Below are 18,044 nucleotides of genomic sequence, written 5' to 3' on the forward strand. Positions count from 1 at the left end.
GATGCTCTTTGCTCACCTCAAACGCATTCTGGGACTGGGACGGCTGCGATTACGAGGACCGTGTGGCGCAAATGACGAATTCCTGCTCGCCGCCACCGCCCAAAACCTCCGTAAATTAGCCAAGATCCTTCCCGCACCGCAGCAAACGTGCGAAGCCTGATAGAAAAGGCGCTCGCGCTCTGTTCAGAACCACACTTTCTGCATCAGCAACACGTTGTTTTTCCACAGAATCGGCTCAAGATTATCTTTCGGTATGACGAACTTGCCCCGCACCTGACGGATGTGGATACCATGCGGCAGCGCGGTTTGCTGCGGTTCGTCCGGTTTTTGCCCGCCATTCAAATCGCCCGCGTAATTGCAGCCCTTGGCGGGGCCGAAGACGAAAATCAGCTTTATATGGCTTTGCGGCGCAAAAGGCTGGCGGGACGCTTTGCGCCGTCTGATACTGAAGTGGCTGCGTTACGGACACAGCTCGGGCCAAATCGTCGCCTGACACAACAACTGGATGCGATTTTGGGGGTGGGGCTTTAATTAAATGTAACTATTGCAGGTCGAGACGGATAATATCTTTAAGAGCATTGATCGGCACGACCACCAGCATTTGGTCGGTATCGAACTTAAGCTCAACCGGCCCGGTGGTTTCGTTTGATGTCCCCACGCGACCGCCGGGGGTGAAGTCTATGCCGTCGATCGGCCAGCGCAGGCCGGTGGACTGGCCCTGAACCGGCCCCATTGGAAACAGGGAAAACACTGTACCCGGGGTCAGATCAAGCCTCAGGTGGCGGGGGCTGCGAAAGATGATGTCCTGATCGCCCACCAGAATACAGCCGCCCCGCCGCACCAGAACATTCAGCGTGGCCAGGGTGTGGTCGGTGCGTTTGCCCAGAAAACCGGTGGCCAGCACCAGCGGGGCCGCGATGTTGCGCAGGGCCTTGTCAAAGTCCGTGCTGTCCTGTTCGGCGATGTGGAAAATCCTGTCTTGCGGGATCTGGGCGCGCATCTGATCTGTCAGGCTGTCCATGTCACCGATCACCGCATCGGGCATCTGACCTGATTCCAAAACCGCCTGCGCACCACCGTCTGCCGCAACAATTCGGTTCCCAAACGTCAACAATTGATGCAGAATATGACTGTCAACCTGTCCGCCCCCTACTAAAATAACGGGCTTTTCAGAGGTAATGATCATAGAAGTCCTTATTTTTGGCTGGTATTTTCACGAACTGAACATATTTAGGCCTTGAATTTAGTATCGAATGTATTTGTCGGCGCAATGGCTTTGTTTACCGGTTTTTGCGTTGTGCGCCAGGGGGCGTATTTGAAGAAGAGCTGAACTATGTCGGATAATAAAGCAAAATTGACAGTGTCTTATGGCCCATTCTCTATCGTGTTTGAGGGGTTCGTTGATCCGTTCAAACCGATGACTGCCGTGGCCGATTTCATATCCGATCTGGTCGAAGATCAAAGCCTGCACAGCATCCGTATCGGGGACCATCTGCAGCAGATCACAGCGATCACGCAGCAAATCGCAGGGTTTGAGATTGAAGCCGATGCCACCGGCAACGCCCTGGTTCTGCGTGAAAAGGGCATCATCGGACTGGACGCCATCCTTGCCGATGCAGTGCCCGAACCTGTGGTGCCGGCGCCTGCAAAAAACGATCTGCAGCCCATATTTGGTGCGAGGAAAGCGGCGACACGCCCCAAAGATCCGTCGGTTGATCAGGATATCAAATCGATCCTAAGCGCGATTTCGAAGTCCAAGATTGGGGCAGATGTTGCCCCCGAACCGATTGAGGTACCCGAAGAAGAAGCGCCCAAGACGTTAACCGACGTTGCGACCGATGACTGGACCGCACCAGGTGATTACGGCGACGACGATCAGAATCGGATCGTGTCGCAAGACGCGCCAGCCAAAGCGCCCGCGCCTGGCGACGCGCAGGATGATATGCCAGCAAGCGAACCGGTCGTCGAAGACCCGGCCCCTGTTTCCGAAATCGTGGAAGCCCCCCAAAGCATCGAAGCCCCTGCGGCCGAACAGGTCGAGGCATCGGATACTGCTGCGGAAGCCCAGCCCGTAAAACCGGCACGTCCACGCTTTGATACGATCGATGACGGCGCTGCGCGGGAAGAAATAATTTCACGTCTGTTCAAGACAACTGACCGACAGTTCGATGCCCCTGACACCGGGCGTCGCCAAAATGCACTGGCCCATCTGAAGGCGGCTGTTGCCGTAACCTCGGCCGAACGTGAAGATGGCATCGAATGGGCCGAAGACACCGAAACATTGGATCATTATCGCGAAGACCTGGCCCATGTGGTCGAAGGTAAGGATGATGAGCCGAAAAAGAAAAAACGCCTGGCCCCGCTAAAGCTGGTGGCCGAGAACCGCGTTGACGATACAAACATCCGCAAACCTTTGCGCCCCAGTCGCGCGGCTGTTGATCTTTACGCACGCGTCAACGTGACCGAAGCCGATGCCGAAGGCTTTGCGACCTTTATCAGCGAACTGAACGGGCTTGATCTGCCCGATCTGATCGAGGCCGCCGGGGCCTACATCACCTATGTTCAAAATCAGGTCAACTTCACCCGACCACATGCACTGAAATACGTGGCCCTGCACCTGAAACGTGAAGGTTTTTCGCGCGAAGAGGCCCTGTGCGCCTTTGGCCAACTGCTGCGTGAAGGCAAGATCAGCAAGATCAACGGTGGACAGTTTTCAATTTCGGAAAAAACACGCTTTCGCCCGACCGAACAACACCGCATCGCGGGTGAATAATCATTTGGATATGTGATCCCATCGGTTCACCCGAAACAATCTTCTGTTAATCCCGATGCTCAGAAATACGCGCATCGGGGTTTAACCCCTTCTATTCGCGTGAAACTACGCTACTCTTCCCTCAGTTGAACGTGGGGGACAGCACTATGATAATCAGAAAATTCATCTATCCGTTGGTCATCGGCTGCATGGCCTACTCGGCCCATGCGCAAGAGGCAGCGGATGCGGTTGAACCGGAAACAGCGGCAGAAACCGGCGCAGGGCAGGTGTCGCCCGCGGTTCAGGCCGCACTGGATGCCAAAGCGGCCGGGCAACCGGTTGAGGCCGATACTTGGATGGTTGCGGCGGCCAACCCCCTGGCGGTCGAAGCCGGTGCGCGCGTGCTAGAGGCTGGCGGGTCCGCCGCCGATGCCATGGTCGCCGTGCAGGCGGTTTTGGGTTTGGTTGAACCCCAGTCGTCCGGTCTGGGCGGCGGCGCGTTTCTGGTCTGGTATGATGCCGCATCGGGCGAGGTGACCACACTGGATGGCCGCGAAACCGCGCCACTGGCCGCGACGCCCACACTGTTTCAGGATGAAAACGGCGAACCGCTGGCGTTTTTCGATGCGGTGGTCGGGGGCCGGTCCGTTGGCACACCCGGCACACCCGCACTGATGGAGGAAGCCCATCGTCGTTGGGGCCGTGCCGATTGGGCGGGGCTTTTTGACGACGCGATCCGTCTGGCGGATGAGGGGTTCGAGGTTTCGCCGCGTTTGGCATCTATGGTTGCAGGCGGGGAAGAACGGCTGTCGCGGTTTGCGCCCACCCGCGATTATTTCTTCCCGGGCGGGCAGGCGATTGCCGAAGGTGACACGCTGATAAACGCAGCCTATGCCGACACCCTGCGCACGATTGCGGCTTTGGGGTCTGAGGCTTTCTATACTGGACCCATCGCCGAGGATATCGTGAAAACCGTGCGCACCGCGCCTGGTAATCCCGGTGTGCTGGCGCCTATTGATCTGGCGATCTATCAGGTCCGTGAACGCCCCGCCGTTTGTGTCGAATATCGCGACCACGATGTTTGTGGCATGGGTCCGCCGTCATCCGGCGCGCTGACTGTGGGGCAGACACTGGGGATGCTGAACAGCTATGATCTGGCGGCCTTGGGGGCTGACAGTGCCGAGGCGCTGCGCCTGATCGGCGATGCCTCACGCCTCGCCTTTGCTGACCGCGGTCGTTATATGGCCGACAGCGATTTTGTTCCGATGCCGACGCAGGGGCTGGTGGACCCGGACTATCTGTCTGGCCGGGCCGAGCTGCTGTCGGGCGATGATGCCTTGCCCGAGGTCGCACCGGGTGAACCGGAATTCGACCACGCGCTGAACTGGGCCGATGATCAGTCGATCGAATTCCCCTCGACCTCGCATATCTCGATCGTCGATGCGGAGGGCAATGCGCTGTCGATGACGACGACGATTGAAAACGGCTTCGGGTCGCGCCTGATGGTGCGGGGGTTTTTGCTGAATAATGAGCTGACCGATTTTTCCTTCCGCACCCATGCCGATGGTGTGCCGATTGCGAACCGGTTGGAACCGGGCAAACGCCCAAGGTCCTCGATGTCGCCCACGATTGTGTTGCGGGATGGCGAACCGGTGCTGGTCGTCGGATCGCCCGGCGGCAGCCGGATCATCGGCTATGTGACCAAGACGATCATCGCCCATCTGGACTGGGGTCTGGACGTGCAACAGGCCGTCGACCTGCCCCATTTCGTGAACCGCTTCGGCACCTATGATCTGGAACAGGGCACGCCTGCGGCGGAACAGCAGGCCGCGTTAGAGGGCCTGGGGTTTCAGGTCAACATCCGCGCTCTGACATCCGGTCTGCACGCAATCTCAATCGGTGAAGACGGACTACGCGGCGGTGCCGACCCGCGGCGTGAGGGGATTGCATTGGGACAGTAACTGCGGCAGGAACCGCTTGCGATGCTGCCGCAGCCGTGGCAGCATTTCAAAGCAGCTATCTATCTTAAGTTCTTGTGATGCAATCATGAAATTAAGATTTAGGAATTTAGTCTATTTTGGGATTGGCGCTGCTTTCGGTATGTCTGTGGCGGTGTTTGCAACGATTTTGGCGCAGTCATATTTATTTGGCTCTTCGAAGCGCAATGATGTTTTGGTCTTGAGATTGAATGAAGCAAATCAGGTAATGACCACGGAGCAAATTCTAGCCGAGCACGGAACATCAATAGAACAGTTGCAGGACCAAGCCGCCAATTTTACCCGTTGTATGCTTGAAGGTGGGCCAGACTGTGAAGTACAGCCAATTCGTCAAATAGAACCTCCTGATATAGAAATACCAATTGTTACACAACCTTTACAACCAATCGAAAGGCGAGAAACGCACAGACTATTGTCTGGTCCACCTTGGCCAGAATGCCTTGCAATACGAGATATTCCAGAATGGACATCACCAATCGAAATTGCCGAAATTACAATAGGATGTACGAAAGCCGAAGAATGGAAAAAAGCAGCGCATCTGCGTCACTTTCTTAATGAGCTTATAATGTACGATGCGGAACGTCTGAAGCTACATCCAAATATTGAACTCATTGAAGAAGTTGAAAATCAGACAAAGCAACAAGAAAGAGAAGCGATGCGTCCTATCTGGCGGGCGATTGCACAAGGCGAGGAGAACCCTACAGAACTCTTTGAGCTATGTCTGGAAATACGTTTCTTTGGTATACCGAGGCATCCGCCAGAATGGATGTATATGAATAATTGGACAGACTTACCCGAGAATCATATTGAATCAGAAGTTATCGATTGGTTTGATTTTCTGAGAGAACCATCATCCTTGCGCTGCAGTTTTTAAGCTAGCAGTCCCACTTTGGCAGTCTTGCAAAAAGCTGAAATCACTCTAACCGCCCGTTGTCTGCCCCCGCCGAACCGGCTATCTAGCGCAGCAACACACACGATACACCTATGCAGGAGATCCCCCCGATGGCGGCTTATCAGTATGTCTACCACATGGACGGCGTGTCCAAGACCTATCCCGGTGGCAAAAAATGCTTTGAAAACATCCGCCTGTCCTTCCTGCCGGGCGTCAAGATCGGCGTTGTGGGGGTCAACGGCGCGGGTAAATCCACCCTGCTGCGCATCATGGCGGGCATCGACACGGATTTCACCGGTGAGGCCTGGGCGGCCGAAGGGGCACATGTGGGATATCTGCCGCAGGAACCCGAACTGGACCCGTCACTGGACGTGCGCGGCAACGTCATGCTGGGGGTGAAGCCCAAGAAAGACATCCTGGATCGCTATAACGAACTGGCGATGAACTATTCCGATGAAACGGCCGAGGAAATGGCCGAACTGCAGGACAAGATCGACGCGGAAAACCTGTGGGATCTGGACAGCCAGATCGATGTCAGTATGGAGGCCCTGCGCTGTCCCCCCGATGACGCCGACGTCACGACCCTGTCAGGTGGCGAAAAGCGCCGCGTCGCACTGTGTAAACTGCTGCTGGAACAGCCCGATATGCTGCTGCTGGACGAACCGACCAACCACCTGGACGCCGAAACCATCGCGTGGCTGCAGCAGCATTTGATTGATTACAAAGGCACAATTCTGATCGTCACCCACGACCGCTATTTTCTGGATGATATTACGGGCTGGATTCTGGAACTGGATCGCGGCAGCGGTATTCCGTATGAGGGCAACTATTCCGCCTGGTTGGAACAAAAGGCCAAGCGTCTGGAACAGGAAGCGCGCGAGGATAAATCCAAGCAGAAAACGCTGGAGCGCGAACTGGAATGGATGCGCCAGTCGCCCAAGGCGCGGCAGGCCAAATCCAAGGCCCGGATCAACGCCTATAACGATCTGGCAAACCAGTCGGAAAAGGAAAAGCTGAGCCGCGCGCAGATCATCATCCCCAATGGCCCCCGTCTGGGCGGCAAGGTGATTGAGGTTGAGAACCTGAAAAAAGCCATGGGCGACAAGCTGTTGATCGAAGATCTCAGCTTTGCGCTGCCGCCCGGTGGTATTGTCGGCGTCATCGGCCCCAATGGTGCGGGCAAAACCACGCTGTTCCGTATGCTGACAGGGCAAGAACAACCGGACGAAGGCACAGTGACCTATGGTGACACGGTGCAGTTGGCCTATGTCGATCAGTCCCGCGATGCGCTGGATGCGAATAAAACCGTGTGGGAGGAAATCTCGGGCGGGGGCGAGGTGATCCAACTGGGTGATGCGCAAATGAACAGCCGCGCCTATTGCTCGGCCTTTAACTTCAAGGGCGGCGACCAGCAGAAAAAGGTGGGGCTTTTGTCTGGCGGGGAACGCAACCGGGTGCATATGGCGAAACTGCTGCGATCGGGCGGGAATGTGCTGCTGCTGGACGAACCGACCAACGACCTTGACGTCGAAACCCTGCGCGCCCTGGAAGACGCGCTTGTCGATTTCGCGGGCTGCGCCGTGGTTATCAGCCACGACCGCTTTTTCCTGGACCGCATCTGCACGCACATCCTGGCATTCGAGGGCGAGGCCCATGTGGAATGGTTCGAGGGCAATTTCGAGGACTACGAAGAGGATAAAAAACGCAGGCTTGGTCCCGATGCGGTCGAGCCGAAGCGGATCAAGTATAAGAAGTTTGCGAGGTGATTTGCTGTCAAGGGGTTGCGATTTTCTGTTTTGTAGCTACTATATAGAGCATGGCGTAAGCAGGCCCTCCAAAGTAGTCTTTGGGCGCACCCACTTACGAGGTAGCGCTTAGCAGCGCTGTGTGGAACTTAGCTAAGTTCTGCTAAGGTCGTCCGGGTAAACCCTTACTCTTTAGTAAGGACAATTATAGCGGGTAGCGATCGAGGCTATATCCAATCGGCCGTAGAGATATAGCAAACCGCCGTTTAAGGGGCGGTATATAAGTACTGAGCGAATTTTAATCGCTCAACCGGTTGAGCTTCGCAATGGAGAAACCCATGCGAAAATTGACCCGAATATTGGGCAATATGTCCTATGGCGATGCCATCGGTACAATTGCTTTAGTACTAACAATTATAGGATTTTTCCTATAATTTGGGCGGTCAATAGACCGCCCTTTCTATTAAATAACTAACGATTGTGGTCAGAGAAACGTCCGTCAAATAATCAGGCTGGTCGTTCCGTTGTGTACTGTAGCATATAAAATACACAGGACCACGTCGGCCCGAGGGTGGCGCAAACGCGCCGCCCTGGGGGGCGGGTCGGCGCGGCCCGGCGGTGCCCACCGGGCGGATGGGTTGGTGTCTTTGGTTTTACAGGGTTGAGTGGATATCTAGTCCCTGCGGATGCGGGCCAGCAGTTCGGACCAGCCCCCCGGTTTCAGGACGAACGACAGCAAAAATCCGAACACGAACCCTGCGATATCGGCGATCCAGACCACGGTGCCTCCGAACATCAGCGCGAAGATCAGTTTGATGCCCATCAGCACGCCGATCAGGCGAAAGGCGGCCAGTTGGTTTTGGCCCAGACTGTCCAACCTGATCCACAAAATATAGGTGAATGCTCCGATCAGACCGTAGGCTCCGGGAAAGGCGCCCGCCAGCGGGACGGCCGAATTCAGCAGCAGCCCATAGACAAAAGCGCCCCCGATGGCGGACCCGAAAAACACCGCCAGCACGGATAGGGGGCGAAAGATCTCACCCACGTATTTCCCAAGCGCGGCGATGAAGACGCAGCCAAAGACCGCGCTGGTGAAGTTGTAGTGGATGAACGAATAGGTGAAAAACCGCATGATCCGGTCCAGATCAATCTGCCCGCGGAACAGCAGATCGTCGACGATCTGGCCGTAAAACCCGTAATCCTGAATGGCCTGCAACCGCCACCCGATCGCGGCAGGCCAGGGCAAAATGCGTGAGGCACCAAGGCTGAAGATCGCCTCATTCACGATCATGATCAGCAACAAAACCATGACCACGGGGGGCAGCGGATTGACGGGGCTGATCTGGGGCGGTCTGCTCATCTACGGGCCTTCCTTGACGCGGGCTTTGCCCATCGTTAAGCCAGCCGGGCTAATAAATCCAGCCGGAGCGGCCCCCATGTCGGACACAAAATTCACCCCTCGCGTCTTTTCAGGCATCCAGCCGACCAACCATCTGCAACTTGGCAATTATCTGGGCGCGGTGAAGCGGTTTGTCGAGATGCAGAATTCCGGGGTTGAAACGATCTATTGCATTGTCGATCTGCATGCGATCACCGTCTGGCAGGACCCTGCTGATCTGACCCATGCGACGCGGGAACTGGCCGCCAGTTACATCGCCTCGGGTCTTGATCCTGCGAAATCGATCCTGTTCAACCAGTCTCAGGTGGCCGAGCACGCTCAGCTTGGCTGGATCTTCAACTGTGTGGCGCGGATGGGCTGGATGAACCGCATGACGCAGTTCAAGGACAAGGCGGGGAAAGATCGCGAAAAGGCCAGTGTGGGGCTGTTCAGTTATCCCACGCTGATGGCGGCGGATATTCTGCTTTATCACACGACGCATGTGCCGGTGGGCGAGGATCAGAAACAGCACCTTGAGCTGACGCGCGATATTGCGATGAAGTTCAATAATGACTTCGGCGTCGATTTTTTCCCCTTGACCGAACCCGTGATCGAAGGTGTCGCGACGCGCATCATGAGTCTGCGGGATGGGACCAAGAAGATGTCGAAATCCGATCCGTCGGATATGAGCCGGATCAACATGACCGATGATGCCGATACGATCGCCAAGAAAATCCGCAAGGCCAAGACGGACCCTGATCCCTTGCCTGAGGCTTTGGAGGGGCTGGATGACCGACCCGAGGCGCGGAATTTGGTCAATATCTACGCCGCTTTGGCGGAAAAACCGGCCGAGGATGTGATTGCCGAATTTGCCGGTCAGCAGTTTGGCACGTTCAAGCCCGCGCTGGCGGAACTGGCCGTCGAAAAACTGGCGCCCATTTCATCCGAGATGGACCGCCTTATGCAGGACCCCGCCGAAATTGACCGCATCCTGGCCCAAGGCGCCGCCCGCGCCCGCGAAATAGCCGCGCCCATTCTGGCGAAAACCTATGAGATCATCGGGATGGTGCGGTAAATTGTTATCCCATGGGTATAAGGGATAAACGCACAGATCAGAGGGCAGCGACCGTCCGCGGGTGGGCGGTCGGACGCTGCCCGGTGGTGCCCACCGGGCCTGACCTCTGAGTAATGCGCTGTCATTGCGCTGCTTAATCCTGCAACGGCTTCAAATTGCCCTCTAACCACGGATAGGCCGCAACAGCGGGTTCCACCACCAGATCCTGCAATAAGGGTCGCAGGCGTCCTGCTACGCTGCCGGGCATGTCGGCCAGGATACCGCTACGCGCGTTCAGGGAAATGGTTCGGGTCAGCGGATCATAGGGCAGGGGGATCAGGTCGACCTGATCGCGGAACCGTTGCGCGCGCATCCAGCCCAATGGTGTCAGGATCGTCCAGCCGCGACCCTCGGCCACCATGGCCATGATGGCATGATAGCTGTCCAGCTCAAAGCGATGGGACAGGGACAGGTTCTGCCGCGCCAGATGTGCGGCGATCTGGCGGCCCATGAAATGCCGCTGTGTGTATTGGATCAGCGGCAGATGATCAGGGGCATGCCTGTCGCCATGGGGTACCGCCGCGACAAAAGGTTCCTGCAACAGGGGGTGCACCTCCATCCAGTCCGCCGTGGCCCCCATATCAGCCGCCACGACCACATCCAGCGCGCGGGCGTCCAGCTGGTCGAACAAACGATGACTGGGGCCGGTTTCCAGCAGAAACTGACAGTCTTCCAGCATCACCGACATTTCAGACAGTAGCCCCGGCGTCACATCGGCATCGAAATCCTCGATCATACCTAGGCGAAAGCGGGTCAGGGCGGCCATATCCGACCGGGCCAGTTCGGCGCGGGCCAGGGCGGCCTCATTCAAAATCGACTGCGCGCGTTTGCGAAAGATCTCGCCCGCCGGGGTCAGGCGGACTGGGCGCGAGTTACGGTCCAGCAGGCGCACGCCCATCGCGGCCTCAAGATTGGTCAACTGCTGGCTGATCGTCGCGGGGCTGGCCCCCAAACGACGGGCGGCAGCGCTGATCGAGGCCTCTTCGGCGGTGGCGACGAACACTTCGATCCCCCATAGCGTGAAGCGGTCCGTTACATGTGCCATTTCGCTGCCCTTGACGTTAGTTGCGCCGCTGACGCTAGGCTGAATTCAGGGCCAGTGCAATGATCGCGATTGATCCGCCCTGCACCGCAGGATAGCTTTGCGATCAAGGAGGCCACCGATGACCGAACACAGCCCGAACAGTTGGGAAGCGCGCGCCGATGCGAACAGTTTTTACGGGTTTACCGACCTGCCCACGGTTCATGATCGTGGCACGGTCGTGCTGACCCACGGCAAGGGGCCCTATATCTATGATGTGCACGGGCGCGAATATTTGGACGCAAATTCAGGGCTTTGGAACATGGTCGCGGGGTTCGATCACCCCGGCCTGACCGCGGCGGCCAAGGCGCAGTACGATCGGTTTCCCGGCTATCACGCTTTTTTCGGGCGCATGACGGATCAGACCGTGATGCTGAGCGAACGGCTGATCGACGTGTCGCCCTTTGACCGCGGCAAGGTGTTTTACACCAACTCGGGGTCCGAGGCGAACGATACGCTGGTCAAGATGCTGTGGTTTCTGGCCCGGGCCGAGGGGCAGCCGCAACGGCGCAAGATTCTGACGCGGGTCAATGGCTATCACGGGGTGACGGTGGTGTCGGCTTCGATGACGGGCAAACCCTATAACGGCTTGTTCGGTCTGCCGCTGGACGGGTTCATCCACCTGACCTGCCCGCATTATTGGCGTGAGGGACAGCCGGACGAGACTGAAGCGCAATTCACTGCCCGCCTGGCGCAGGAATTGGAGGATACCATCGCACGCGAAGGGGCCGATACCATCGCCGCCTTTGTGGCCGAACCGGTTATGGGTGCCGGCGGGGTGATCCCGCCCTCGCAGGGCTATTTTCAGGCCATCGCGCCGATCCTGAAACGGCACGGCGTCCCGCTGGTGGCCGACGAAGTGATCTGCGGTTTCGGGCGCACGGGCGATGTCTGGGGCTGCCAGACCTATGATTTCATGCCCGACGCGATCATTTCGTCCAAAGCCTTGACCGCAGGGTATTTTCCCATGGGCGCCGTGATCCTGGGCCCCGATCTAAGCGACCGCCTGCAGGCCGCCAGTGAAGCGGTCGAGGAATTTCCCCACGGTTTCACCGCCTCGGGCCATCCTGTGGGCTGTGCGATCGCACTGAAGGCAATCGACATAATCCTGAACGAAGGACTGCTGGACAACGTCCGCGCCCTGACACCGGATTTTGAGGCCGGCTTGGCTGATCTGGCCCAGCATTCAAACATCGGTGAGGCCCGCAGCAAAGGCCTGATGGGCGCGCTTGAGGCCGTGTCAGACGAAGCCAGCAAAACACCCTTTCCTGCAGACCTGAGCATCAGCGAACGCATCGCGAATACCTGCACCGATCACGGCCTGATCTGCCGCCCCCTGGGCCAATCTATCGTCCTCTGCCCGCCGTTTATCATGACACCCGCGCAGATGGACGAGATGTTCGGCAAACTGCGAAAAGCACTGACGCAGGTTTTTAAAGATGTGACTTAGAACGCTGATGTTAAGCCTAAATATTCGGCTCAGTGCCAAAGGTCCGCCACGCAGCTAAGCTTTTGAATTATGAGTATTTGGACCAAGAAGAAGGACAAATAAACGCGTTGTTGTTCCAAAAATACTCACACTCGATCTGTCCAATTTTCCACCATCACGGACTGTAGAACATAAATTTCCACTATGCTGACTTAAAAAGACTTTCGTTTCGGTAATCTGCACTTCGTCAAACTTAAATATTCAGGGCAGATAGAATGGCAGCCCGTAGGGGAATCGAACCCCTCTTTCCAGGTTGAAAACCTGGCGTCCTAACCGATAGACGAACGGGCCATGCCGAAGCGTGAGACGCTAATTAGGCAATGCGGGCGATAAGGGCAAGAGGATTTTTGCATAACCCCGCGGAAAATTTTAAAGCGGCGTCAAAGAACGGGTGCGGCGTCTTCCAGGCGTAATTGGACGCTTTGCCGTCCGCCCCAGGTGTTCAACTCTAAGCGCCCGGCCAGATGAAAGCGTTGGCCCGCATGCTGCGTCAGTGCAGGGCCAAGTGCTGTTTCAAAGGCACCGAAGCAAATGGCGTCGATCCGGCTGTCTGGTGCGTTACCCAGGGTCAGTTTCAAATGGGTTTCGCCCACCTGCTTGGCGAAATGAACCTGCATGTCGGGGAAGGCATATCGCGGGGCAGGGGCGCCAGCACCAAAGGGGCCAGCGGATTCGATCCGATCAATCAGATCGACCGTTGCGGCGCCGGGCATCAGAATGCTGTCCAGCCTCAGATCAGCGGGGCCCGCGGTGCCCGCGCCTTGTTTGGCCAGCAGATCAGACAGCCGGGCCATCGCGTCTTCCAATTTGTCGCGGGCCACTGTCAGCCCCGCGGCCATCTTGTGACCGCCACCCTTGATCAAGTGACCCTCGGCCGCCAGACGCTGGATGGCGGCGCCCAGATCGACACCCGAGACGGATCGTCCAGACCCTTTGCCTTCGTCGTCATCCATCCCGATCACAACGGCGGGGCGATTGGTGGCCTCTTTCAAGCGCGCGGCCACGATGCCCACAACGCCGGGATGCCAGCCATCGCCCGCGGCCCAAACCAGTGGCGCATCCAGGCCCCGTTCTTCGGCCTGGGCCATTGCCTCGGCGCGAACGCGCTGCTCGATGTCGCGTCGGTCAGTGTTCAGCTGATCAAGGCGTTCGGCCAGTGCTGCGGCCTCGTTCGGGTTATCGGTCGCCAGAAGGCGTGCGCCCAGATCGGCCTGACCGATGCGCCCGCCTGCATTCACGCGCGGGCCAAGCAGGAACCCCAGGTGATAGCTGTTGGGGGCACTGTCCATGCGGGCGATATCAGACAGGGCCACCAAACCGGGGCGTTGACGGCGCGCCATAACGGTCAGCCCCTGCCGCACCAGCGCGCGGTTCACACCGGTCAGGGGGGCCACATCGGCGACGGTGGCCAGGGCGACAAGATCCAGCATTGCCATCAGATCGGGGCCTTTTTGTCCGGCCTCGCGCATCTGGCGGTTGACCTCGACCAGCATCAGGAACACGACCGCGGCGGCGCACAGATGGGCCAGATCGCCGGGCTCATCCTGTCGGTTCGGGTTCACCACGGCCAGCGCGGGGGGCAGGGTTTCGCTGCCCAGATGGTGATCCAGCACAACGACGTCAGCGCCTTTGGCCGCCGCAATCGCGTCATGGCTTAGCGTGCCGCAGTCGACGCAGATGATCAGATCATGGGTTTGCGCCAGATCAGCCATCGCGGACGCATTCGGGCCGTAACCTTCGTCGATGCGGTCGGGGACATAGAGCGTCGCGGCCAGCCCCATCTGCCGCAGCCATGTGATCAGCAAGGCGGCCGAGGACCCACCATCAACATCATAATCGGCAAAAATCGCGATGCGCTGGCGGTTCTGCACCGCCTGCAGAAAGCGCGCGGCGGCTTTTTCCATATCGCGCAATGACCGCGGATCGGGCAGCAGATCGCGCAACTGAGGCGTCAGGTATTGCTGCGCCTGATCTGCGGGCACGCCAAGCCGCGTCAAGGTGCGGCAGAGCGCATCAGGCAGGCCGGTTTGTTGCACCATGGCCTGTGCCAGCCTGTCCTGATCTGCGCTCAACCCCACCCAACGTCGCCCGGTCAGGGAAGATGTGACGCCCAAAAAACTCAAATCGGCAAGCTCAGGTCGGGTTGCGATAGGTCATGCGCCGCACCGATCCGGTTTTTGACCGCATCAGGATCGTGGTGGCGGTCAGATAGCCGACCTCGCGCTTGATGCCGGGCACAATTGATCCATCCGTCACACCTGTTGCGGCAAAGATCACATCCTGCGTGACCATATCATCGCGGCCATAAATCCGATCCAGATCGGTGATCCCGGCCTTTTCGGCGCGGCCACGTTCATCGTCATTGCGGAACATCAGCTGGCCGTAAATCTGCCCGCCCATGCATTTCAAGGCAGCGGCGGCCAGCACGCCCTCGGGTGCGCCGCCGGATCCCATATACATATCAATGCCGGTGATGTCAGCTTCGGCGCAGTGCATCACGCCGGCCACGTCGCCGTCGGTGATCAGACGGATGCCCGCGCCCGTGCTGCGGACCTCGGCGATCAGGTCTTCGTGGCGGGGGCGTTCCAGAATGCAGACGGTGATATCTTCGTGGCCGCAGCCCTTGGCTTTGGACAGAGCATCGATGCGTTCAGCGGGCGTCATGTCCAGCGTCACGACCCCCTGGTCATAGCCCGGACCGATGGCCAGTTTATCCATATAAACGTCAGGCGCGTGCAGCATGGACCCGCGCGGACCCATCGCGATCACAGCCAGCGCGTTGGGCATGTCCTTCGCGGTCAGCGTCGTGCCCTCCAGCGGATCAAGGGCGATGTCCACACCCGGGCCGTCGCCCGTGCCGACATTTTCACCGATGTACAGCATCGGCGCTTCGTCCCGTTCGCCTTCGCCGATCACGACCACGCCGTCGATATCCAGCATGTTCAGCTGAGTGCGCATCGCGTCGACAGCGGCCTGATCCGCCGCCTTCTCGTCGCCGCGTCCGATCAGCTTGGCCGAGGCCATCGCGGCGGCCTCAGACACGCGCGCCAGTCCAAGCGATAACATCCGGTCGTGAAATTCTACGGTGCCAGCCATATCAGTATCCTGTGTAAGTCATTGAAAGGGTGAGATTTCTCAAAGTGCTTCGATCCGCAGAGAAACCGGATCGCCCACAATCACATCGGTTTTCCGGAACCCGGCGGTCGCCTGATCAAGCGCTGCGGACGTCGTTTTGTGCGTCACGATCAACACCGGGGCCGTCGCATCAGCGTGTCCATACTGGCGCATCCGGTCGATTGACACGCCCGCCTCGCCCAGGATAGTCGCAACCTTGGCCAATGCGCCGGGTTTGTCCTGCAGCTCCATCCGCAGGTAATAGGGGGCGGGCACGGCTGACCCGGACACGGGCGCGTCTTTCAGCGACGCCGCCGGTTGGCCGAATGTCGACACCCGGATGCCGCGGGCAATGTCGGCCACGTCGGACATCACGGCACTGGCCGTTGGGCCTTCGCCCGCACCGGGACCGCGCAGCACGATCTGTTCGACGCTGTCGCCTTCCAGGACGACCATATTCGTTCCGCCCTCAAGCTGACCCAACGGTGAAAGCGCAGGCACCAGGCAGGGCGTCATGCGTTGTTCCAGCCCGCGCGCTGTCAGTTGTGCGACGCCAAGCAGCTTGATGCGAAAGCCCATGTCAGCCGCACGGGTGATATCATCCAGGCTGATCCGCTGGATGCCTTCCAGCACAACCTTGTCAAAACTGACCTTGGTGCCAAAGGCGATTGAGGCCAACAGCGCCAGCTTATGGCCTGCGTCAATGCCGCCGACGTCCAGATTGGGATCGGCCTCCAGATAACCCAGTTTGTCGGCCTCTTCAAACAGGGCGTTGTACCCCTGACCGGTGGCCTGCATCCGCGTCAGGATATAGTTGCAGGTGCCGTTCATAACGCCCATGACGCGGGTGATTTCATTGCCCGCAAGCCCTTCGGTCAGGGCCTTGACCACAGGGATGCCCCCTGCGACGGCGGCCTCAAACCGGATCACTGCCCCTTCGGCTTCGGCGGCTTCGGCCAGGTGCTGACCGTGAAGGGCCAGCATGGCCTTGTTGGCGGTCACCACGTCTTTGCCCGCAGCGATCGCTGTTTCAACGGCGGCCTTGGCCGGGCCATCGCTGCCCCCCATGAGTTCGACAAAAACATCCACATCGCCTCGCCGCGCCAGGGCGACCGGATCGTCTTCCCATTCGTATCCCGACAAAGAAACACCGCGATCCTTGTCGCGGGTGCGGGCCGAAACAGCGGTGATCACGATGTCACGGCCCGTGCGCTGTTGCAGCAGTTTCGCGTGTTTGCGCATAATCCGTACGACGCCGACACCAACGGTCCCCAGACCAGCGATACCAAGGCGTAGGGGTTGGGGCATGGGGGTCTCCGTCATCTGTCGTTCGACTGTCCTTTACCCCCATTCGCCCGGGGTCGCAATCATAGGGTTGGTGCTGTGGCCAGCTTGTGCCGGTCCCTGTACAATCATTTGCCAAGCTGCTGAGATTTTGGGATAATCAGGGACGATCCTTGATCTGCTGCTGCATATCCTGCCGCAGTGGGCGATCAATGACAGGGCGCGACAAGCGATCCGCACGGGCGCGCAGACTTTCGACGCGGGTTTCCATATCAGCAGTGAAATCCGGGGTGATCTGGGTGGTTTCGGACTGCGATATGATTTCATTGATCGGTAACACACGGGGGAAAGGGGCTGCATCGGCTTCGCTGACCAATTCGTCATCGAAATCGGGATAGCTGGCACAGGCCGCCAGGGTCAGGCAAAGTAAAATCAGTCGAACCATAGGGGTTCTTAGTCACACAGGTGGCCCCGACGCAAGCAAACCATTGCACTGAACGCCCGTTCAGTTAATTTATGCCAATGGCACGTAAACAGGGATCACATTCCGAAATCACCGGCCCGCGGGTTCACAGCGCGGCATTGCGGCTGTTTGCGCAGCATGGGTTTGCGGCCGTATCAATGCGTCAGATCGCGTCGGACGTGGGCGTGCAGGCGGGGGCGCTTTACAACTATACCCCTGATAAACAAAGCCTTTTGTTCGATCTGATGAAGGGCCATATGGATGAATTGCTGGCCGCCCATTCACAAGCCGACATCAGTGGCGATCCCTTGCAACGGCTTGAGGCCTTTACCCGTTTTCACATCGACTTCCATCTTGAAAGGCCCGATCACGTCTTCATTTCGTATATGGAGCTGCGCAATCTGACGACCGAGAATTTCACAGTGATCGAGGAATTGCGCCGCACCTATGAAAACGCGCTTGAAACGATCCTGCGCGATGGTGCTGCGCGGCGGGTGTTTGTTTTGAATGACACCAAGATCACCGCGCTGGCCCTGATCGCAATGTTGACGGGCGTGACAAGCTGGTACCGTGCCACCGGTCGACTGACCCAGAACGAGGTCGCCGATCTATACTGGGAATTGGTGAAAAATACTGTGGGCGCTTAGATGTATGGTCTCTGAGCCGATCAAATTGATTTGCCGCTCAATGATTTAGGCGTTGTCTTTGGTATTTTCGTCTATCGGGTGCCTGAGG

15 protein-coding genes, 1 tRNA gene and 1 pseudogene are annotated in these 18,044 nt (G+C 58.2%); 9 read left to right on the top strand and 8 right to left on the bottom strand.

The genetic code is table 11. From position 1 onward, the window contains the following. A pseudogene (locus H7848_RS06745) lies at positions 1–160 on the top strand (IS5/IS1182 family transposase); the annotation flags it as partial. 131 nt (positions 161–291) lie between these two features. Next, a complete protein-coding gene (locus tag H7848_RS06750; protein ID WP_208349260.1) occupies positions 292–531 on the top strand; it encodes a hypothetical protein in 240 nt (79 codons plus the stop codon). A gap of 10 nt (positions 532–541) precedes the next feature. Here H7848_RS06750 and H7848_RS06755 read toward each other — a convergent pair whose 3' ends face one another. After that, positions 542–1,186 carry a thiamine diphosphokinase gene (locus H7848_RS06755; RefSeq protein WP_208349262.1) on the bottom strand — a complete coding sequence of 215 codons (645 nt, stop codon included), beginning with the start codon at positions 1,184–1,186 and terminating at the stop codon, positions 542–544. 147 nt (positions 1,187–1,333) lie between these two features. Here H7848_RS06755 and H7848_RS06760 point away from each other — a divergent pair, with 147 nt between their 5' ends. From H7848_RS06760 to ettA, 4 genes are all read left to right on the top strand, one after another. Next, the gene (locus H7848_RS06760; RefSeq protein WP_208349264.1) at positions 1,334–2,773 is read left to right on the top strand and encodes a hypothetical protein; all 1,440 of its coding nucleotides are present in this window, start codon (positions 1,334–1,336) and stop codon (positions 2,771–2,773) included. A gap of 146 nt (positions 2,774–2,919) precedes the next feature. Then, on the top strand, positions 2,920–4,713 hold the full coding sequence (ggt, locus tag H7848_RS06765; protein ID WP_208349266.1) for a gamma-glutamyltransferase: 1,794 nt from the start codon (positions 2,920–2,922) through the stop codon (positions 4,711–4,713). Between the two features lie 85 nt (positions 4,714–4,798). Beyond that, positions 4,799–5,623 (top strand): hypothetical protein, encoded by an 825-nt coding sequence (locus H7848_RS06770; protein ID WP_208349268.1) that lies wholly within the window; start codon positions 4,799–4,801, stop codon positions 5,621–5,623. 128 nt (positions 5,624–5,751) lie between these two features. Then, a complete protein-coding gene (gene ettA, locus H7848_RS06775) occupies positions 5,752–7,407 on the top strand; it encodes an energy-dependent translational throttle protein EttA (RefSeq protein WP_208349520.1) in 1,656 nt (551 codons plus the stop codon). Between the two features lie 652 nt (positions 7,408–8,059). On the opposite strand, the gene H7848_RS06780 is transcribed toward ettA, so the two are convergent. Next, the gene (locus H7848_RS06780) at positions 8,060–8,746 is read right to left on the bottom strand and encodes a rhomboid family intramembrane serine protease (RefSeq protein ID WP_208349275.1); all 687 of its coding nucleotides are present in this window, start codon (positions 8,744–8,746) and stop codon (positions 8,060–8,062) included. A 76-nt stretch (positions 8,747–8,822) separates the two neighbouring features. On the opposite strand from H7848_RS06780, the gene trpS reads away from it, so the two are divergent. Continuing rightward, positions 8,823–9,839, top strand: a complete 1,017-nt coding sequence (trpS, locus tag H7848_RS06785; RefSeq protein WP_208349277.1) for a tryptophan--tRNA ligase — start codon at positions 8,823–8,825, stop codon at positions 9,837–9,839. 133 nt (positions 9,840–9,972) lie between these two features. Here trpS and H7848_RS06790 read toward each other — a convergent pair whose 3' ends face one another. After that, positions 9,973–10,923 carry a LysR family transcriptional regulator gene (locus H7848_RS06790; RefSeq protein WP_208349279.1) on the bottom strand — a complete coding sequence of 317 codons (951 nt, stop codon included), beginning with the start codon at positions 10,921–10,923 and terminating at the stop codon, positions 9,973–9,975. A 118-nt stretch (positions 10,924–11,041) separates the two neighbouring features. Between H7848_RS06790 and H7848_RS06795 the strand changes: the two genes are divergently transcribed. Continuing rightward, complete coding sequence (locus tag H7848_RS06795; RefSeq protein WP_208349281.1) at positions 11,042–12,409, top strand: aminotransferase; 1,368 nt, start codon at positions 11,042–11,044, stop codon at positions 12,407–12,409. 255 nt (positions 12,410–12,664) lie between these two features. On the opposite strand, the gene H7848_RS06800 is transcribed toward H7848_RS06795, so the two are convergent. The 5 genes from H7848_RS06800 to H7848_RS06820 all read right to left on the bottom strand — a co-directional run bounded on the left by H7848_RS06800 (position 12,665) and on the right by H7848_RS06820 (position 17,291). Beyond that, positions 12,665–12,739 (bottom strand) — tRNA-Glu (locus H7848_RS06800). A gap of 89 nt (positions 12,740–12,828) precedes the next feature. Continuing rightward, positions 12,829–14,571 (bottom strand): single-stranded-DNA-specific exonuclease RecJ, encoded by a 1,743-nt coding sequence (recJ, locus tag H7848_RS06805; RefSeq protein ID WP_208349283.1) that lies wholly within the window; start codon positions 14,569–14,571, stop codon positions 12,829–12,831. Between the two features lie 10 nt (positions 14,572–14,581). After that, entirely contained in the window at positions 14,582–15,544 is a 963-nt protein-coding gene (gene glpX, locus H7848_RS06810; RefSeq protein WP_208349285.1) for a class II fructose-bisphosphatase, read from the bottom strand. A 39-nt stretch (positions 15,545–15,583) separates the two neighbouring features. Continuing rightward, complete coding sequence (locus H7848_RS06815) at positions 15,584–16,870, bottom strand: homoserine dehydrogenase (protein WP_208349287.1); 1,287 nt, start codon at positions 16,868–16,870, stop codon at positions 15,584–15,586. Between the two features lie 136 nt (positions 16,871–17,006). Then, entirely contained in the window at positions 17,007–17,291 is a 285-nt protein-coding gene (locus tag H7848_RS06820) for a hypothetical protein (protein WP_208349289.1), read from the bottom strand. Positions 17,292–17,368: 77 nt separating this feature from the next. Here H7848_RS06820 and H7848_RS06825 point away from each other — a divergent pair, with 77 nt between their 5' ends. Continuing rightward, positions 17,369–17,956: a TetR/AcrR family transcriptional regulator gene (locus H7848_RS06825; protein WP_208349291.1), complete on the top strand. Its 588-nt coding sequence runs from the start codon at positions 17,369–17,371 to the stop codon at positions 17,954–17,956. Positions 17,957–18,044 lie beyond the last annotated feature (88 nt).

The sequence above is a fragment of the Pseudaestuariivita rosea genome (genome assembly GCF_017592335.1).
GTDB classification, from domain to species: Bacteria; Pseudomonadota; Alphaproteobacteria; order Rhodobacterales; family Rhodobacteraceae; genus Parasulfitobacter; species Parasulfitobacter rosea.